Below are 18176 nucleotides of genomic sequence, written 5' to 3'. Positions count from 1 at the left end.
TATAATGGAGATGAAGTAGTTGTGGGGAATACGAAAAAAATAATTAGTTTCATTGGCTTAACGATTGCCATGTTCATGGGAACGCTGGATAGTACTATTATCAACATAGCTTTGCCCAAAATCATGAATCAGTTTAATGCCAGTTTAAATAATACTAGCTGGGTGACAACCATCTATACATTAGCATTGGCTGTATTTATGATCACTGGATCAAAATTAGCTGATCGCTACGGTCGAAAAAAGGTCATGTTGATTGGGTTATTACTATTTGGTGGCTTTTCAGCTGCTTGTATGTTTGCACCTTCATTATTAACTTTGATTGTTTTCCGTTTTTTCCAAGGAATTGGTGGAGCAATTATTACCCCGATCGTTTTACCGATGGGTGTTGAAATATTTGGTAAAGAAAATACTTCTAAAATTTCTAGTGTAGTCGGCGCTATTACCGCTTTAGCGGCTGCGGCTGGACCAGCACTTGGCGGAATTATTTTACAATATAGTACTTGGCGTTGGGTATTTGGTATTAATATTCCTTTGGCAGCTTTAGCTCTTTTAATTACTGTTTTCTTCATTAGTGAATCGTATGATGAAACTTTAGCAGGAGATGTTGACTGGCTAGGAATGTTGGCTTTGTCCATCTCTTTAGGTGGCATAGTCTTTGGTATGCTAGAAGGTCGTCAATATGGTTGGACCTCACCAGTTATTATTACTTGTATAGCTGTTGGTGTGGTAGCTTTATTCGTCTTTTATCTTGTTGAGAAGAAAGTTGCTTCGCCATTGGTAGAGTTGCATTTACTGAAAGAAAAAACTTTAACAGCTTCCAGTTTAGTTTACTTTGTCACTGGTTTCTCATTGGTTTGTCCTATGTTGATTATTAATTACTTCTTGCAAGATGTTTTGAACTACACACCTTTGCATGCTGCAATCATTATTATTCCAGTTTCCTTGACGGTAGTTATTGCAATGCCTTTAGGTACCAAAATCTTGGATGCAATGGGAGCACGGATTATTACATTTATGGGCTTAATCCTCATAGCTTGCAGTTTGTGGCTATTATCTTTGGTCAAAACTAACACACCAACCGTTATTATCGTAATCTTCTTGGTTGTTAATGGTTTTGGTTTTGGTTTTTCGTCAGTATCGTTAGTCGCCTCGGTAAAATATTTGCCGAAAGAAAAAACTGGTGTTGGTTCAGGAATCGTGAATGCTATGCGCCAGATTGGTACTTGTTTAGGGGTTGCTTTGTTAGTAACTGTTTTAAATAATAATGTGATTAATTCTAAAAATGATATTAAAGATAATTCAATTCAAATTATTCAAGATCATCGTTTGTCACCACAGGTTAAAAAAGTGGCTAAAAACGAAATTAGAAGTGTCTTTAAAAATAATTCAAGTGGTAAAAATATAAAGACTAGCACTAAAGGTTTCAAAACAAAAGTTACTAAAGTAGCTAAAAAGACGAACAATTTGCCGACACCAAAGAAAAGTAGTTCACTTGGGCAATTATATCAAGCGCAAAAGCAAATGGTTAAAGGTACTAATCAGTTGAATGATAGTTTAACGCAATTTAATGCTTTGGCAACAAAAACTAATAATCCTACTGCTAAAATCATTCAACCATTAGCTAGTGGTGCTGATTCCTTGGCTGGAGCGCAAAAGAAGTTGTTAACGAGCACACAATTATTGGCTCAAAAGCAAGAATTGAAGTCAGTCTTGAAGGGTATTAAGCATCAAAAGAATCGTCAATTAACCAAAGCCTTTAGTAGAACTTATTTGTTAGGTGCGATCATCGTATTGCTTTGTTCCCCGATCACCTGGTGGACTGATTACAAAAAGCAAACAGCTTAATGAATTTTGTTGAATCGCTATTTCTAGAAAGCAAAACCAAAGTAATTGTGATATTTGGTTTTGTTTTCTTTTTACTTTGATAAAATAATTAAATTAAGGATATATATATGTTTACAGAATTACTTTTTGAACTTGACAAATCTGAAATTATTATTGAGCCTTTACGTAATTTGAATAATTATCCAGTCTTAACAAAGGATAGAAATTATATTTATCCTTTGGATGAATTGCGCATGCTAGTAGGACAAAGACTGATTACAATCGGGCTTAATAATTTTTTTTATATTCAACAAGAAGTTATCCAAACTAATTTAGTACGTGATCATTTTGGTAAGCCATTTTTGAAGGACTATCCCGATGTTAATTTTAATGTTAGTCATAGCGGAGTTTATGTTGGTTGTGTTTTCAGCACTATGCGTGTAGGTTTAGACATACAAAAAGTAATTAAGCTAGACACAGCCACTTTAGCTGACAAATTTTTTGCACCAGAAGAAAAAGCTTATCTACAACAAAGTACTGCTTATAAAATAGAATTTACTAGATTATGGACGCGTAAAGAAGCTTTGTGTAAAGCGTTGGGAACTGGATTGAATGAGACTTTATTGCAAATGTCAGTTCTCAATGATTTGGTAGATGAGCATCATTTAAAAAGTCAACAACTGGCTGATTCGTATTGGCAATCCATTTGTAGTAAAGGAGTGTTACAACCAATTAAATTATACAAAATGTCACAATCAGATTTGTTATCGGGTAAACTGCCCACAACTTATAATACTGTTGAGTATTAAGAAATAGAACAATGAATTTGCTATCAAATAATCAAAATTGGTGGCATTTTTTGTTAGATAAATCATCTAAGAAATGAAAGCCCAGGAACTATCTTGGATTGGGCGAAGGTAAGGATAATAAAGTGTTTATTTTATCATCTAGTATAGTTACATATTTTGTCAAAAGCTTCAAAAACAGAGTTTTTGGTGATTTTAGGTAGTCCCAATGATCAAATGCCTTGGATTCAATAGAAGCAATTCTTGATTCAGGAATTATTGTACAAAAATAAGCCCATCTTTGGGGTGCGCAACAAAACACTAAGATGTTTAGTTATGCTGTGGTTAAAGCACCAGTCAAAGAAGTGGGCTTGTCTTAAGGGGAGTTACAAAATCAAATTATTCCAAACATATTTGCAAAATGAAATGCTTTGCATGGGTACGAATGAAATCTCAGATAATCAGTGTTTGCTCTATTAGATTATTTGGCGACACAAGATTAGCAACTTTTAAAAATTCAAAGAATAATTATTACTTTTGAAAAAAATTATTTAAACAAATTAATACGCAGGCATGAGGATCAATCGTTAATGTGATTTGCGAGTTTTGAGCTGTAAATGGTTCCATACTTAATTGAGAAGCTACTTTTAAAGTTGTTAGTTCTTCTTGGTTGATATAGGTAGGTTGTCCCCATTGTTGCCATATTTTATATGGATTGCTGTGCTGTTCATCAATTTGAATTTTAGTACCCGTGAATGAATCCGATTTAGTATGGTTCAAAGTAATAGTGATGTCTTCTGCTTGAATAGGTTGATCAACGGTGTTGTGGTTGTAAATCATTAATTGTAAATCATTGTTTTTTCGTACAGCTAGAAGCTCAACAGTTGAATTTTTTGAAGAGTTTGTGACAGCTAAACGTTGCTGCCCCAGTTGGTGAAATAATTGGAAAATGCGATAGGTTGGTTTAGCAATGCCGTTATAAGTTTGCAAGCCAAAACCGCCATGAAAAACGCCCGGGATTTGTGCGTTTTCTTCAAAAATATCGGTAAAAGTCCAAAATGAATAACCGTTCACTAAACCGTCATTGTCGGCTAAGGTTTTGGCAACCATGGCTGCTGCATAAGGTTGGTCATGGATAGCATCGCCAACTAAGGCAGAAACATTCCATTCAGTATAATAAAGCGGATATTGTTTTGCTTCTTGATTAGTTTGTTGCGTCATTTTTTGTAGTACCCCTCGAGGATACTTTAATTCTTGAGCGCCATTTTGCTTGAAAAAGTCTTCAGTATTTAAACCGCTTTCCCACAAAGGATCGTCTGTCGGATAGTGGTGTGTGGACACAAAGTCTAGGGGGACTTGGTTTTGCTCACAAAACTCGATCATTTCTGGAATCCAAGCATTAATCGAAGTTGCCGGACCACCCACCTGTAACTTAGAATCCAATTTTTTAATTGCCCGTGCTGTAATTTCGTATAGATGAAAATAATCTGCTTGTGTACCATCAAAGAAGAAAGCTAAATTTGGTTCGTTCCAAACTTCGAAAAACCATTGTTCAACTTCACTTTGACCATAACGAGTTAAGATATGCTGAATAAAGGCGCTAATTAATTCTTGCCAAACTTGATCGGATTTAGGCAAGGTAATATTACTTTTGTAATGGAAAACGGTTTTTTCACCTGAGGCCAAACAAGTAGGCATGAAGCCAAGTTCAAAGAAAGGTTTCATATCAATTTCTAATAAGAAGTCAATAATATTATCAATATTAGCAAAGTTATATACGATGCCTAAAGAATTATCGTTCCAATCCTTCTTTTCAATGCAAACACTCATATCATCATCAAATAGACCATGAAAACGGATATATTCAAAGCCGATTTCGTCGTGAGCTTTTTTTAGTTGCTGGCGATAATCAGCACGTAAAGCTGTATACGCATGACAACTACCAACGCATTGCTCCCAGTAATGTGGAAATGGTGTTGATTTCTTAGGTTGCACGTTAAAATCAATCATATTTGTGATACTCCTTTGATATTGAATTTACATTACTATTATATGGAAATGAAAAATTGGGAACCAGGTGTAAATTGTAGATACTGTATGTTGATTTCTCAGTTCTGTTTTATATATGATGTTGGAATGGTAGGGAATTGATGTGGTTCAAGTTTGTGAAGGGGTAAGAAAATAAAAAATTCGTTGCATGCATATCAGCTGGCAAACGCTGTAATGAAAAGAGAATAATGTATGAAGCTGTTAAATGGTGAGAAAAGCATGCGCGATTAAATGATACTGCCACAATTATTATTGTAACACCGTTAGCACAGGATGAATTTAACGGTGAATGGGGGAATTTTTATAAAAAATGTTTGCTAATTCTCCAGCCGGTCGTCCAGGACTATTGATGAAATTTCCGATGTAGCAGAATTGGTTATGGGTGAAAGTGCGCAATACATTACAGGAACAACAATTTTAGTTGACGGTGGCGCAACGGCTGCTTATTATTATGGACATTTATTAATTCAATTTCGTTGACAAATGTAAACTTAAGTGTATTATATAATTAGTGTTTACAAATGTAAACGAAAAGAGATGACAATATGACATTACCTGTAGATGCAACGGAAATGACAAAGTCAGAGTGGGAATTGATGCGGATCATATGGACAAAAGGTCAAGCTGGTAGTAGCGAAATTAGTAATTTGATCCGTGTAAAAAAAGATTGGACAGAATCGACCGTAAAAACTTTATTGAGACGTTTGGTAAGTAAGCAGATTCTAAAAACCACTAAAGATGGTCGACGATTTACCTATTCACCACAGATCACAGAGGGCGCTGCCATGGATCAGCTAACTGATGAAATGTTTTCTAGAATGTGTGACATGAAAAAAGGTCGAGAAATAGTAAAGCTAATTTTTGAAACTGCATTAAGTCAAGACGATATTCATGCTATGCAGACAATTCTGACAGAAAAAATAAAAACAGCGCCAAAACAAATCAATTGTAATTGCTTGCCAATAGAAAAAAATTGTTGTTGGTGACAAAAAGATAGGAGAATAAGCATGTCTAAGATCATAATTTTAATTGTTGGGATCTTGTTAATTGGTTTTATTATTTGGTGGTTTTTGGGCAATCACGAAATTGAAGAAAATGCTGCAGATATCAATTTTATTACTGATCGACAAAATATTGATGTCGAGGTTAAAGGCGGTTATTCACCTGAAACAGTTATCTTAAAGAAAGACGTTCCAGCAACAATTAATTTTACTCGTAGGGATTCATCGAATTGTTTAGACAGGGTGGTTTTTCCAGATTTTGGAATTAATCAAATTTTGCCAAAGGATGAAACAATGCAAGTTAAAATTGATACAAGTCAGGTTGGAGAATTTAAATGGGTTTGTGGCATGGATATGTTTCACGGAAAAGTCGTTGTTGAATCATGAAAATTACTATACGTTTTTGGATCTCTTTAGTTTTATCATTACCGATGCTAGCGACAATGATCTTGAAACCGTTAACAGGTTGGATGTTGCCGGGGAGCAAGTGGACAATGTTAGTTTTAACTACAATCATAATGGCTTTGTCAGCTCGGCCATTTTTAGAAAGTTCGTGGGCATCTTTTAAAAAACATCATTCTAATATGGACACTCTTATAGCAGTCGGAACGACAACAGCATATTTGTATAGTATTTACGCGATGTTTACTGGCAAGGAAGTGTTTTTTGAAAGTGCTGCCTTTGTAATCACTTTTATTTTACTGGGACAAGTGCTGGAAGAACGAATGCGTAATAATGCTTCAGACGCTATTGAGAAGTTGCTTGATCTTCAAGCTAAAGAAGCGGAAGTTAAACGTAATGGTAAATTTGTCAAATTACCAGTCGATCAAATCATGACTGGAGATGAGATCCGTGTCAAACCTGGTCAAAAAATTGCTGTTGATGGTTTGATCTTGACTGGAAGTTCCGATATTGACGAGTCGATGGTCACAGGTGAAAGCATGCCAATTAAAAAGGAAGTTGGCGATAAAGTTATTGGTTCGACCATTAATAGCAATGGAACTTTGATTTTTAGAGCTGAAAAAGTTGGTGATGACACAATGTTGTCGCAAATTGTGGAGTTGGTCAAAAAAGCACAGAACAGTCATGCACCGATCCAAAAGTTGACTGATAAAGTTTCTGATATTTTCGTGCCAGTAGTTTTGATTATTGCCATTGTCACTTTTTTAGTTTGGCATGTGCTGGTTGGCGTTAGTATCGCTAGTGCTTTAAACTTTGCGGTTTCAGTTGTTGTCATTGCGTGTCCCTGTGCCCTTGGCTTAGCAACACCGACAGCTTTGATGGTCGGAACTGGTAGAGGTGCGAAGCTAGGTATTTTGATTAAAAACGGTGAAGTCCTTGAAACAGTTAATGATATTACGACAGTTGTTTTTGATAAAACTGGTACGATCACTGTCGGTAAGCCAAAAGTGACTGATATTGTAGGTGATAACAAGCACGTGTTACAGGTTGCCGCTACTTTGGAGGAATTTTCTGAACATCCTTTGGCAACTGCTATTGTAGACGAGGCAAAAGATCAAGCTCTATTTATTGGCCAAGCACAAGATTTTAAAGCCGTTGGTGGACAAGGTGTTTTTGCTAAAGTCAAAGGACAACAGGCTTTTGTCGGCAACGAAAAATTACGACATAACTTTGATATGACACAAGAATTGCAGCAAAAAATGGCTAGTTTACAAGACGAAGCTAAGACGGTCGTCTTAGTTGGCTTGGATCAGCATGTTATTGGTTTGATTGCTATTCAGGATGTACCAAAAGAGACTTCTAAAGAGGCACTCAATGCCTTAAAAGTGCGCGGTTTAAAAACAGTAATGTTAACCGGTGATAATCAACGTGTTGCACAAGCAATTGCCAATCAAGTCGGAATTGAGCAAGTGATAGCTGAAGTTACGCCCAACGATAAGGCCAAGCAAGTAAAGTTGCTACAAGAAAATGGTAAGGTGGCTTTTGTTGGTGATGGGATTAATGATGCGCCAGCTTTGAGTACAGCGGAAGTGGGCATTGCGATGGGTTCAGGAACAGATATTGCTATTGATTCAGGCGGTATAGTGCTAGTTAAAAATGATTTGCGTGACGTTGATAAAGCATTGGCACTGAGTAAGAAAATATTTGACCGAATCAAGCTGAATTTATTTTGGGCGTTTATTTATAATATTTTAGGAATCCCTGTTGCTGCAGGTGTTTTTTATGGTTTGGGTTTGACGTTGAGCCCAGAAGTTGCTGGATTAGCGATGGCATTGAGTTCCTTGTCAGTCGTTACTAATTCCGTGTTGTTAAATAATGCAAAAATTACCAGTAAAGTTGAAACTGCTTAAATATTTTTTTGATTTTGTTAGTGATCAGATTTGGATATAGTCGGAAATAATTTTGTCTTTAGATACATGACATAATAAAAACAGCTAATCAATTTTTGATTAGCTGTTTTTTGTGGCTTAACTAAAAGCTTGTTTTAAACATTTTGTTGCACAATCTCTTTCATTAAATAAATCTTGTTGTGGATCGTTTTTAAAAGTCTTATTTTGCAAGCCCTATTTGGTGACTATCTATTGATTAGTTTTATTAGTTTTGTAGGTAATATCGTCGCTACTGCGCAAACGAGTTTGTGTTTCAGCATGGTAAACTTCGATAATATCACCAACGGCTAAAGAAATATTTGTGGAACCAGTCTGGTTATTTGTGCCTAAAATTGTACTGTCAAATTTAACCTTCTGCTGTTATTGATTTTGGTTAATTGGATATTTGCTGTATTATTAGATTCTTTAACATAGGCATAATTTTGCTCAGGCAAATAGTTATCCATTTGTTGACCATCAAAGTCAAGGATATAAATTCCATTAGCAACATTCTTAAAATTGACAGTGTCGCTATTAATTGTTTGTGTTGTTACGACTTGTACACATCTTTAAGATAAATCTTGGTACCTGTTAGTGATTTTAGATCGTCATCACTTAAGTTCAAAGTTAAATTGCCATGCAGATTCATCGGGACAATATCTTGATCTTGCACTATCTCAAAGTTCGAGTTGATCAAAATCTTGTCATCTAGTAAGGCATGTGCTCGAGATAATTGGTTTTTAGGAACCACATCAGCTAATGAAGCAACGGCATGATAATTGGCAGCACGATTTTTATAAGCTTGGTTATTGTCCAGATTGAGTCCCCATTTTTGCAAAACGGGCGTAAAGTCTTGATGACTATTTTCACTATAAACTTGATTCATCAAATCTGGAAATCTGGCAAAGGATAGTTGTTTTTGTTAAAGCCGGATTGGGTGGCTAATTGATGATACTTTTGTTACATCTTGGTAAAGGAATCATCGCCAGCTTTTTGCTTCAGCATGGTCAATAAAATCAATTTGCCACGTAAATCAATAGAATTATACGTACCATGATCCGTAATCAAATCTTTGTATAAACCATTTTCGTTAGCATCTTTTTTGCCATAATTAAAGAGCCAGACACTTGGATTAGCTTTTTTACCATATTTTGGTGTATTGATACTGAACACCAAATAAGTTGTTGGACACTTCGCCAGTGTAAATTCCAACATCCTCAAAACCTGCTTGGTAACCGTGAGCAAATTCGTGTAGTGTTACCCATTCATTTTTCTTCAACCACATGTCAGTTGCTTTGGCAGATTAGTTTCCCATTGATCACTATAATAAGCGCCATCTGCACTTTGAGCATCATCTTTTAAGAAATAGCGATTTTGACTGCTTTAATTCAATGAGATAGAAGCATCAAAAACAGCTATTTTGTTATAAAAAACAAATAACTCGTTATAGTGTTCGATTAACTCGTCCAAGTTTTTGCAATCTTGTAGGTGTCGAACCTTTTTTTATCTAATTTAGGTATTAATAGTTGAAAATAACTGCCTTTAATCAAAGCAAAGTTGGCATCATAATCATTCCAAGTTTTAAAAAAAGTTGTTTGATCACCATGTTCATGTAAATTGGTAACAGTTTTTCTTTGTGATTATCTTCAATTTTGGCAGAAGTATTGCCATAAGGGGTATCAATAAATGGAACTAACGGACTATCAGCACCAATACTTTGCAGTTAGAAGTTACGTTCCATTTTGGAGTCAAAACCTAATAATCGTAAAGTTAATTTATCTTGAAAGTCTGGATTAACTTGGCGAACTTTTAAAACTTTACTTTCCCATAAAATAAACCCTAGATCTTGACGATCATGATATTTACCTTTGCTCATACTAGAATTTTCAATCCAAGTTGGTTCGGATAAGCTAGTGATACTTTGTGTTCACTCCATTTTTAAAGAATAGAATGACCATTATATTTGCAAAAATCAAAATGTTAAAATATTTATTTTGATAATGATGAAAAATTTTGAGCTTATAAAAATAAAAATACAGAGCTAAGTAATAAAAAAAGAGTGCAGCAGGGTATGATTCAGCAAAATTGAATTTTGTGATTTTTTAAAAATTATGCTAAAAAGTAATCTTATTTTTAATTGTTCTTCTCATTAATAAAGCTTAAATCTAAAATATTTTATTATTTTTGGTAAATATTGATAGTTTATTTATAATAATTTGATTATTTTATGCTTTAATTATTGCTAAAATTCTTCTTGATGATAAATTTTGCGTTTTATTAAAGTACAATTATTTAAAAAAAATAATTGCTGTAAAAAGAGTTTATGCAGTAACTAATCTTCAAATAATAGTGATAGTTTCAAAAAGAAATAAACGATAGTCTAACTTAAGTTCACATTTCCCCCGATGAGTCAGCTTCCTGCAGAAATTATTTCTTAATTGTGATACGTATATATTAAATTCAGTGTCACTCTTAAATTTTGCTATTCATGGCAATTAATAGTGGTAGTTAACTTTTTTATTTCAACAAGTTTTACCGAGTTTAGCCAGTATTATTATTGATGGAATAAATAATAATCCACTGAAAATTAGCACAACTAACCAGCTGCCACCGCTACTGTTGCCCGTAATATTAGGGGTGAAGTCGATCAGAGCGTGAATAATAATGGGGAGCGTTAGTCCGTTGGCGAGCACTCTAATCAAAGAAAAAAGAGTTCCAATAGCAGTAGCATAAACAATTTGTTGTAAAGTTACTTGCAAGTTTTGGTGATGAAAGAAATAATTGCTGAAGTGCAAGAGAGCAAAGATACCACTATTGTAAATTGCTGCTAATACTAGATTATTTTGCCGTTTGCTGATTAATTGAAGAAAAATATTGAATAACAATCCACGACAATAAACTTCTTCAAAAATTCCCGCAGCTAGCGCGATCAATAAAAAGTTGATTTGTTGTGGTAGCGAATACTGAAAAGTGAGCACAATATCTTCCGGAATATTTTGTACGAAAGAAATTAATACAATGAGAATTAAGACGACTAAATAACTACCCCAATGTCTGTGTTGGGGCGATGTAAGTACTAATTTAGTTGTTTTAATAATGTATAAAGCAATTAAAGCCAAAAAAACTTCAAATAAAAATCTGCTGATCCCGTAGCGTAGTGAATTTTCGGCAACGTGATGAATCAAAACATGTCCAACCATAAAATAAACCAGAATCAAGATAATTGCAGCAGTAATTTTCTTTTTTAAACTCATTATGTTTTCGCTCCAGTGTAATATTTATTACTAATTTAAAAAAATCAGCCTGCAAAATATTGCGAGCTAATTTCGCATTATTTTACTTCCGTTCAGTTATTAATATTGAGTATTCTAATAAATATAAAAAAAGAAGTGCAAGCTGATTATTTAAGACTTGTATAAAATCTAGCAATATTCATTATTTATCGTGTCTTAAAAACACAGCTTGACCTTGTTACGTAAATTGAACTACCATTCAAAGTGGAGAAAAGGAGGATTTACATCATAATGAAAAAAAGTGATCAATTTAAAATTTTGAGTGATAAAGAAAAAGAATTAATTAATGTTGAAGGAGGACATCAGTCTTATTTCCATAGATTTCTAAACGGTTTTAGTCGTTACCACTAAGTTTTCGATTGATTGTAGGATGTAACATCAGTACTGCAATTAAAGACAGTGTATTCATGATGATTGTCAGTAAGAGACTTATAGTTTCCCCTAGATTGACAACGGGATCATTAGAAAATGATTGTAGGACATATGGATCCGGTAAAACTATTACAATATTAAATATTAGAGACCCTGCAAGGAAAATTAGTAGCCAAACTAATTTCTTTTTTGTTTTAAATCTTTGCCATTCAGTAAAAAATAGTAAGTATACTATTAGTACGATTAACATTGTTGAGGAAACAAACTTAATTTGTTGAATAAGACCAAATAATTTTAAGTAGCTAAAAATTAGTAAAAAAATAAGTAAAAAATATAAAATATATTCTATATAAGTATTACGATGAGTTGCTTTCTCTTGCTTTTCATAATGTTCCGTAATAGCTGTGTCATCTTCAGTTAACTTATCTAAAGATATATTGAAAATTTTGCTTAATTCGAGCAAGGTTTTAATATCAGGTAGGCTACGATTATTTTCCCAACCGGAAATAGTTTTACGTGAAACCATCATTTTTTGTCCCAATTGTTCTTGAGTTAAATGCTTTTTTTGGCGATTATTTTTTATTTTTTCTCCAAGATCCATATTATTTTTCCATTACTATTATTTTTTTGTAAAAATTTTTAACATATCAACATATTTTTATAATATATTTTGATGATACATATATCAATAGCAATGAATAATTTTCTAATTTTCCATAATAATAATATTACACAAATAATAAAACCCAAGAGGCAGATTTTTTGAATTAGCTTCCCAGGTTTTATTATTTGTTTAATGCTGTTATTAGTAAAGATATAGATTTAATTAATTACTTTAATTACCAAAATTTGTGCCCCTTACTATTAAAGCCGTGTACAAAATCTATAGCGAATTGATACCACTTTTCACCTGCAATGTTTAAAAGATCTTTATCATCTATGGTGTTAAATTTTATGAGTTGATTCATCACTTAATTATCTCCTAACTAATTTAGTTAACCGTCATCCTCAAAATAGGAGGGGAAGAAATGCAATGCCCACTTTTGCTATATGTCCGATAGTATGTGCGGCTCTATTATAGCCTCCATTTACAGATTGTAGATTTGTATCATCAATTGCTTTGAAATTGTTTAATTGATTGGTTTTCATTTTTAACCTCTCCATGACTTTATTTGTCATAAAATACCAGAAACAAAAAAATAGATCAAAATAATCATTACTTGCTGCCATTTGGGGCGTGCTCTGAAATTTTTAAATAATTTATGAAATTTTTCTTTCATATAATATGACATGCTCTTTTCCAAGTTTGGTTCAAAATATTTAATTAATTAATCCAGATAAAAAACTACCTACAGCATCACCACATGTCCACCAAAAGCCATGTTTTTTTCCATCAATGACTAGAGATAAACTTTGAGAATTAATACTTTGAAACTTTTGTAAACTAGAATTACTTTTAAGCATATCATTACCCCCTTTCTTTTTATTTATTTCAAACTTAGTTAATATAAATATAAATTTCAAGCTGGTAATTTTAGACAATACTAGTTCATAATATAAGACTAAGACCAATGATGTTTTTTTTTATAACAGTTTTTTTGTTTATATTTTTTGTAAATATTACTTGTAAAAATTGATTAGATATATGTTTTTATAATAGCTTGATTTGTATTTCATAAGACAATTTATTTCCTGGGAAATGTGTCTTTGATAAATAGCTTGTGATTATTAAGATATCAACTACTATATTTTATGAATATTATTATGTATGAAGTAGGATTATCGTTAGTTTTGTTATTAGTGCAGTTTGTAGTCTATTTATTGGTTCTGTGTTTAGATACGATTTGTGATTCTTAACTTTTGTCATTTACTTTATTTTGGCTATTTTAAGTTATGCCAGCAAGATGGATGTTTTAGATGTTTTTTTTAAAAATTAAGCACCAAAAAATTTATTATTATGATATGAGTACTTTGACGAAACGTATTTTATTGATGGTATTTCCGTTTAGGCGACCACAAAATATTGATCTAAGTTCTATTGCATCTTATCAATTACAAGGTGACTATAATAAGTTTGAGGACATCAAATTACCTCTGCCTATGACGACCGCTTATGGTATTTTTTTCCAGCCATGTTATCAAGTAAAAATCCGATAGTTTTAAATTTGTATCTTAATGATTCAAAAGTTATCGTTATCAATTTATCGATGAACTATGTTTACCATCCTTATGAATTTAGACAGAAGATAGATTCATTAAAATCTTATTTGTCAAGCAGATAGAACAGTATAGATTAAAGAGTAAGTGTTAATGAAAATAGTGATGATTGATAGTATTTTCATTTTATAATTAAGGAGAATGTGTAATAGTGAATGAAAAAATTATTTTGATATTTAAAGGTATAATAGTTTTGTTATTGGGATATATTTTAGGTTTTATGCTCGGAGGACTATTAGGTGATCTTTTTAACTTTTCTTTGAATGACAGAATGACGATGCAAAGAGTTACTATTTCTACAATTAGAATTATTTTGGCTATTGGTATATTAAAAATAGATCTGTTTCAAAAGACTAATTTTTTAAAGTGTAGTTTGAAGATAATGGCAATAACTATTTTTATTTCTTTTATTATTAATAATAATTTCTCTTTTCATTTATTTAAGTATAATATGATTTTTGGTAATTTTTCTTATGCATTATCTGAAGAAATATTTTATCGCGCTATATTGTTTACTATTCTTTATAAAATTTTTGTAAAAAGTAAAAAATCTTTTTTGATAGCTTCTATTATTGGATCATTATTTTTTGCATTTGCACATTTTTTTAATATCATTAATAACTCTCAAAGCTTTAAATATACAATCGTACAAGTTTTTTTTGCCTTTGTTATAGGAATGTTTTTGTGTCTGTTATATAAAGTGTCTAATAATATTATTTTTCCGATACTAACTCATTTTGTTATTGACTTGGTTGCATCGTGTAGCCCCTCTGTAAATATTGACTTAAATATAATTATATCTGTCATTGTATTTTTATTAGTATCATATTTAATATATTCATTAATTTATAAAAAACTTGAAATTTAATCAATAAAAGCATATATTTTGTTGGTATTCATTTAAATAATAATCATTTATGTATTGCGCTATGACGGTGCTATCCGAATAGCATTTTTTATTTTAAAACAATACATCACGTTGCCCATCTAATAGGTGTTCATTAAATTGTTCATCAAAAAATAGTGGCAGGTCATGATCAAAGTTAGGTGCCAAAGGAGATTGTAGTAATTCTTCTTTCGTCAGCCATTTCAGATTGCCTTCACGTGATGATTTTAGCTCACCACTAAATTGGTTGGCACGATAAAAAAAGACTAGGTAGCGATGATGTTCAGCATCGTAAAATTGCTTGACACCCACTAATTTTGGCTGGGTAATCGTCAGATTAGTTTCTTCTTGCACTTCGCGGATAACGGACTCCGTAATAGATTCATGTGCTTCAATATGGCCGCCGGGGAAAGTTAAGCCTGGCCAATTAGGATCAACACGATTTAAGACTAGAATTTTGTCAGCATTGGTAATCATGCACATGTTGGTAAGGGTAACTGATTCAGTTCGATCCATTTAACTACCTCCTTTTTTATTTTTATTATAACAAAGTACAAATTTTAATTGAATTGCACAACAAAAAGGATTTGTTTTTCTCACGAAACGACAAATATTTAATGGTTAATTCTTGTTTTTTAATTTTTATTTGATACAATGAATTTGTGGCTGAGACCCCCCTCAGCCACAGCCAAACTTATTTTGCATATTTAAGTTTCCCATATTAATATTTTCCTTTTTTTGTTTCCTGTTTTTTTGTCCTTCCAATTTTGACTATATCAGTCAAATAATAACATAGGCCGTCATTAGACGGCTTTTTTATTTTCTGAAATTAAATAGTGGAGGACACAATGTTGGATCATTTCTAGTTTGTTTAGATAATGGCTTAATAGTTCCAGTTAACTCGGGGAGCTGTCTTTTTATTTTTAATTAAAAATATACTTGCTCTGGTGTCAACTCCAGAGTTTAAGATACCCTTTTATGCATGAATTGTGGAGGTAAGTTTATGGAATATAAAACATTAAATAATGGTGTTCAAATACCATCACTCGGTTTTGGTGTTTATCAGATTCCAGCAGAGCAGACTAAAACAGCCGTACTCCAGCTATTAGGACTGGTTATCGATTAGTCGATACGGCAGGAGCTTATCAAAATGAAGCTGGTGCTGCCATCAGTGTAACTAACACTGCCCATCAGATTGGTTCATCAGTAGGATTAGCTTTAATTACCTTGTTGATAGAGCCATTTCAATCTACGGCAGTAATGTATCAACATGCGATGCAAATTTCTTTAATTTTAGTTGTTTTAACTTTTATTGTTGTGTGTTTTACAATTCATTCTAAAAATAAAAAGAAGCCTAATTAATTTACGAAAATAAAAGAAGCCATTGTGCAAACTGGTTTGCCACTGGATACTACTCGTTATTATGAAAAGAGCGGTTTAATTATTCCGGTAGACCGTTATCAAGATGGGTCACACAATTTTACTGGTAAGAATATTCGCCAGTTGCTATTTGCCAAAAAGATGCGTCGCGCTGGAGTATCTGTCGTTGCTTTAAAACAATATGTTAGCTTAGTTATTGCGGGTAATGATGCCACAATTGCTTTACTTAAAGAGGTATTAAGTACACAAGCGCAGCGCATTGAACAAGAAATTAATGAATTGTCAGCTACTTTGATTTTATTGCAACATAAACTGGCTGTTTATGATACAAAAGCGCGCCAAAGTGAACAACAGTTTATTTTAGATGATGATTAAAGCTTTTGCGAGCAAAGTGTCATTTAAAAAGCCACCTAGTTAAGCTTTAAAGCTAATTAAGTGGCTCTTTATTTTTGTTTAAAAGTGAAAACTGTTGTCAATTGAGTGACTTTAAGTCAAGGACAAGTGTCGAAAAATGAAGAGATGATGATGTCATATATTCAGATAAATAAAGTTGCGCACTTTTTGACGATTTCTGCAATAGATGAAAAATGGATATTAAATTGAAACTAATTGTCCAATAACATACTGATATTTTTCAATGCAAGCATTCCTATGGAAGTGTGATATTATTGGCTTTTTTAAAGTAAATGCTCACACGCAAAGCATGAAATATGTACGCTGTTGAGCATTGGAATTAAACGGGAAGTTATTATGAAAACTAAAAAATTATTTTTAGTGGTGGACCAGTATTAGCACAGTTTTTAGGTATTTTAAAAATAAGCAACGGGTCTTAGATCAATTAGTTACCAATTATTTGTATTTGCATGATGTGAAACAGGTGATCAGTAAATTTCGACCCCAATGCCAGGTTAGTATTTTTTTAGTAAATTTGGAATGATTTTTACTTGAACAATAAATTGGAGTAAAGTTGCCTTTTGGGTGCTGTCTTTGCTGCCCAGACAGCTTAATCCTATTAATTTTTGAAGGTCCAAAGTAGTTGCTAATATGATAAACTGATTAACATAAGGAATTTATATTAAAAATAAATTGTAAAATAGATTGTTTTTTTAATTTTAATGATGTATGCTAAATTGCAGAAAGTTTCTGCTTATGCTCCTAATATAAAATTCCTGGTAGCTGGTAAATTAGATGAAAAGACAATTAAACTATGGCATCAATTTATAAATGGTTAAACAATAAAAAAAGATTATCTATTTATTTAACAACATTTTCCAATTTTAGTAAGGCAGTAGTGCTTTATTTCGCAACTATCTTCTTATATAAAATAGATAATTCTGGTGCTTCTTCAGGCTTTTTAGTACTGTTAGGTCTGCTGGCTGTTTCACTTAGCGGGATGATTGCACCTTTTTTAATTATCCATTTTAAGGGATTTAAGTTAGGTATATTACTATCGATGGTTAGTTTAGTTGCGGAGTTTTTGTTTTTTATATTTTATCAACAAAAGATTCCCCTATATTGCTGTATTGTTGTGATCAATCTGATTCAAGGAATTGAATCTGCTAATTATAATTATGAGTTGGTAGATATTTTTGAGAATGATGTTGAAGATCAGATCCAATCTAACAATGGTTATCATATTTTATTACAAACATTCACGTTGATTGCACCTATACTAGGCTATTTGCTAGTTAATTACTGCATTGTTTTAGCTAGTTGTGTAGTAGTGTTGTTTCTTCAATTGGTAGCTTTAATTGCATGGTTCATTCTTAAGAAATATGAACCACTAAATAAGAGTAATGTAGATATTCCAAAATATCCTTTCAAAAATTATCTTTTAGCCATAAAAAATAAAAATGTTGTTTTTTTAAATTTAGTTCGTAGCGCGAATGGTTTTGTTTTTAACACCTGGGAGATTGCTGCCCCCATGGTGATTATGGCAATTGCAGAAAATCAAGCGCAATTGTCATCTAAAATTCAAACTACGTATGAAACAACATTAAGTATTGCTTTCATCTTGTCAGGAGCTTTTTTGGGGTAAG

Annotated in this window: 18 protein-coding genes and 3 pseudogenes; 11 read left to right on the top strand and 10 right to left on the bottom strand. The window is 32.5% G+C overall.

Annotated features, from left to right (window positions below):
* Nucleotides 1-21: 21 nt before the first annotated feature.
* Both MOO47_RS00220 and MOO47_RS00215 read left to right on the top strand, forming a co-directional pair.
* Nucleotides 22-1845: an MFS transporter gene (locus tag MOO47_RS00220; protein WP_260523907.1), complete on the top strand. Its 1824-nt coding sequence runs from the start codon at nt 22-24 to the stop codon at nt 1843-1845.
* Nucleotides 1846-1952: 107 nt separating this feature from the next.
* Complete coding sequence (locus tag MOO47_RS00215) at nt 1953-2633, top strand: 4'-phosphopantetheinyl transferase family protein (RefSeq protein ID WP_249512848.1); 681 nt, start codon at nt 1953-1955, stop codon at nt 2631-2633.
* Nucleotides 2634-3140: 507 nt separating this feature from the next.
* On the opposite strand, the gene MOO47_RS00210 is transcribed toward MOO47_RS00215, so the two are convergent.
* Nucleotides 3141-4619, bottom strand: a complete 1479-nt coding sequence (locus MOO47_RS00210) for a GH39 family glycosyl hydrolase (RefSeq protein ID WP_249512847.1) — start codon at nt 4617-4619, stop codon at nt 3141-3143.
* A gap of 168 nt (nt 4620-4787) precedes the next feature.
* Between MOO47_RS00210 and MOO47_RS00205 the strand changes: the two are divergent.
* The 4 genes and pseudogenes from MOO47_RS00205 to MOO47_RS00190 form a co-directional block, all read left to right on the top strand.
* Nucleotides 4788-5138, top strand: a pseudogene (locus MOO47_RS00205) (SDR family oxidoreductase); the annotation flags it as partial.
* Nucleotides 5139-5203: 65 nt separating this feature from the next.
* Entirely contained in the window at nt 5204-5644 is a 441-nt protein-coding gene (locus MOO47_RS00200) for a CopY/TcrY family copper transport repressor (RefSeq protein ID WP_249512846.1), read from the top strand.
* A 21-nt stretch (nt 5645-5665) separates the two neighbouring features.
* Nucleotides 5666-6046 (top strand): cupredoxin domain-containing protein, encoded by a 381-nt coding sequence (locus MOO47_RS00195; protein ID WP_249512845.1) that lies wholly within the window; start codon nt 5666-5668, stop codon nt 6044-6046.
* The gene (locus tag MOO47_RS00190; RefSeq protein ID WP_249512844.1) at nt 6043-7971 is read left to right on the top strand and encodes a copper-translocating P-type ATPase; all 1929 of its coding nucleotides are present in this window, start codon (nt 6043-6045) and stop codon (nt 7969-7971) included. The genes MOO47_RS00195 and MOO47_RS00190 overlap by 4 nt, the downstream gene beginning before the upstream one ends.
* Nucleotides 7972-8199: 228 nt before the next feature.
* On the opposite strand, the pseudogene MOO47_RS07715 reads toward MOO47_RS00190, so the two are convergent.
* From MOO47_RS07715 to MOO47_RS00155, 8 genes and pseudogenes are all read right to left on the bottom strand, one after another.
* Nucleotides 8200-8352: pseudogene (locus MOO47_RS07715) on the bottom strand (putative mucin/carbohydrate-binding domain-containing protein); the annotation flags it as partial.
* A gap of 187 nt (nt 8353-8539) precedes the next feature.
* Nucleotides 8540-8875 (bottom strand): hypothetical protein, encoded by a 336-nt coding sequence (locus MOO47_RS00185; protein ID WP_249512843.1) that lies wholly within the window; start codon nt 8873-8875, stop codon nt 8540-8542.
* A gap of 74 nt (nt 8876-8949) precedes the next feature.
* A complete protein-coding gene (locus MOO47_RS00180) occupies nt 8950-9204 on the bottom strand; it encodes a hypothetical protein (RefSeq protein WP_249512842.1) in 255 nt (84 codons plus the stop codon).
* 508 nt (nt 9205-9712) lie between these two features.
* Nucleotides 9713-9865: a hypothetical protein gene (locus MOO47_RS00175; RefSeq protein ID WP_249512817.1), complete on the bottom strand. Its 153-nt coding sequence runs from the start codon at nt 9863-9865 to the stop codon at nt 9713-9715.
* A 646-nt stretch (nt 9866-10511) separates the two neighbouring features.
* Nucleotides 10512-11243 (bottom strand): CPBP family intramembrane glutamic endopeptidase, encoded by a 732-nt coding sequence (locus MOO47_RS00170; protein WP_249512818.1) that lies wholly within the window; start codon nt 11241-11243, stop codon nt 10512-10514.
* A gap of 373 nt (nt 11244-11616) precedes the next feature.
* Nucleotides 11617-12255, bottom strand: coding sequence for a helix-turn-helix domain-containing protein (locus tag MOO47_RS00165; protein WP_249512819.1), 639 nt, complete (start codon nt 12253-12255; stop codon nt 11617-11619).
* A gap of 407 nt (nt 12256-12662) precedes the next feature.
* Nucleotides 12663-12884, bottom strand: coding sequence for a ComC/BlpC family leader-containing pheromone/bacteriocin (locus MOO47_RS00160; protein WP_249512820.1), 222 nt, complete (start codon nt 12882-12884; stop codon nt 12663-12665).
* A 90-nt stretch (nt 12885-12974) separates the two neighbouring features.
* Nucleotides 12975-13118, bottom strand: a complete 144-nt coding sequence (locus tag MOO47_RS00155) for a hypothetical protein (protein ID WP_249512821.1) — start codon at nt 13116-13118, stop codon at nt 12975-12977.
* A gap of 453 nt (nt 13119-13571) precedes the next feature.
* Here MOO47_RS00155 and MOO47_RS00150 point away from each other — a divergent pair, with 453 nt between their 5' ends.
* Complete coding sequence (locus MOO47_RS00150; protein ID WP_249512822.1) at nt 13572-13811, top strand: hypothetical protein; 240 nt, start codon at nt 13572-13574, stop codon at nt 13809-13811.
* A 211-nt stretch (nt 13812-14022) separates the two neighbouring features.
* Nucleotides 14023-14739, top strand: a complete 717-nt coding sequence (locus tag MOO47_RS00145) for a CPBP family intramembrane glutamic endopeptidase (RefSeq protein WP_249512823.1) — start codon at nt 14023-14025, stop codon at nt 14737-14739.
* Nucleotides 14740-14832: 93 nt separating this feature from the next.
* On the opposite strand, the gene MOO47_RS00140 is transcribed toward MOO47_RS00145, so the two are convergent.
* A complete protein-coding gene (locus MOO47_RS00140) occupies nt 14833-15273 on the bottom strand; it encodes an 8-oxo-dGTP diphosphatase (RefSeq protein WP_249512824.1) in 441 nt (146 codons plus the stop codon).
* A gap of 487 nt (nt 15274-15760) precedes the next feature.
* Between MOO47_RS00140 and MOO47_RS00135 the strand changes: the two are divergent.
* From MOO47_RS00135 to MOO47_RS00125, 3 genes and pseudogenes are all read left to right on the top strand, one after another.
* Nucleotides 15761-15915, top strand: a pseudogene (locus MOO47_RS00135) (aldo/keto reductase); the annotation flags it as partial.
* 213 nt (nt 15916-16128) lie between these two features.
* Entirely contained in the window at nt 16129-16512 is a 384-nt protein-coding gene (locus tag MOO47_RS00130) for a MerR family transcriptional regulator (protein ID WP_260523921.1), read from the top strand.
* An 832-nt stretch (nt 16513-17344) separates the two neighbouring features.
* Entirely contained in the window at nt 17345-18175 is an 831-nt protein-coding gene (locus tag MOO47_RS00125) for a hypothetical protein (RefSeq protein WP_249512826.1), read from the top strand.
* Nucleotide 18176: the final 1 nt, after the last annotated feature.

It is taken from the genome of Bombilactobacillus thymidiniphilus (assembly GCF_023380245.1).
Classification (GTDB): Bacteria; Bacillota; Bacilli; order Lactobacillales; family Lactobacillaceae; genus Bombilactobacillus; species Bombilactobacillus thymidiniphilus.
This window is presented reverse-complemented; position numbering and strand designations above follow the sequence as displayed.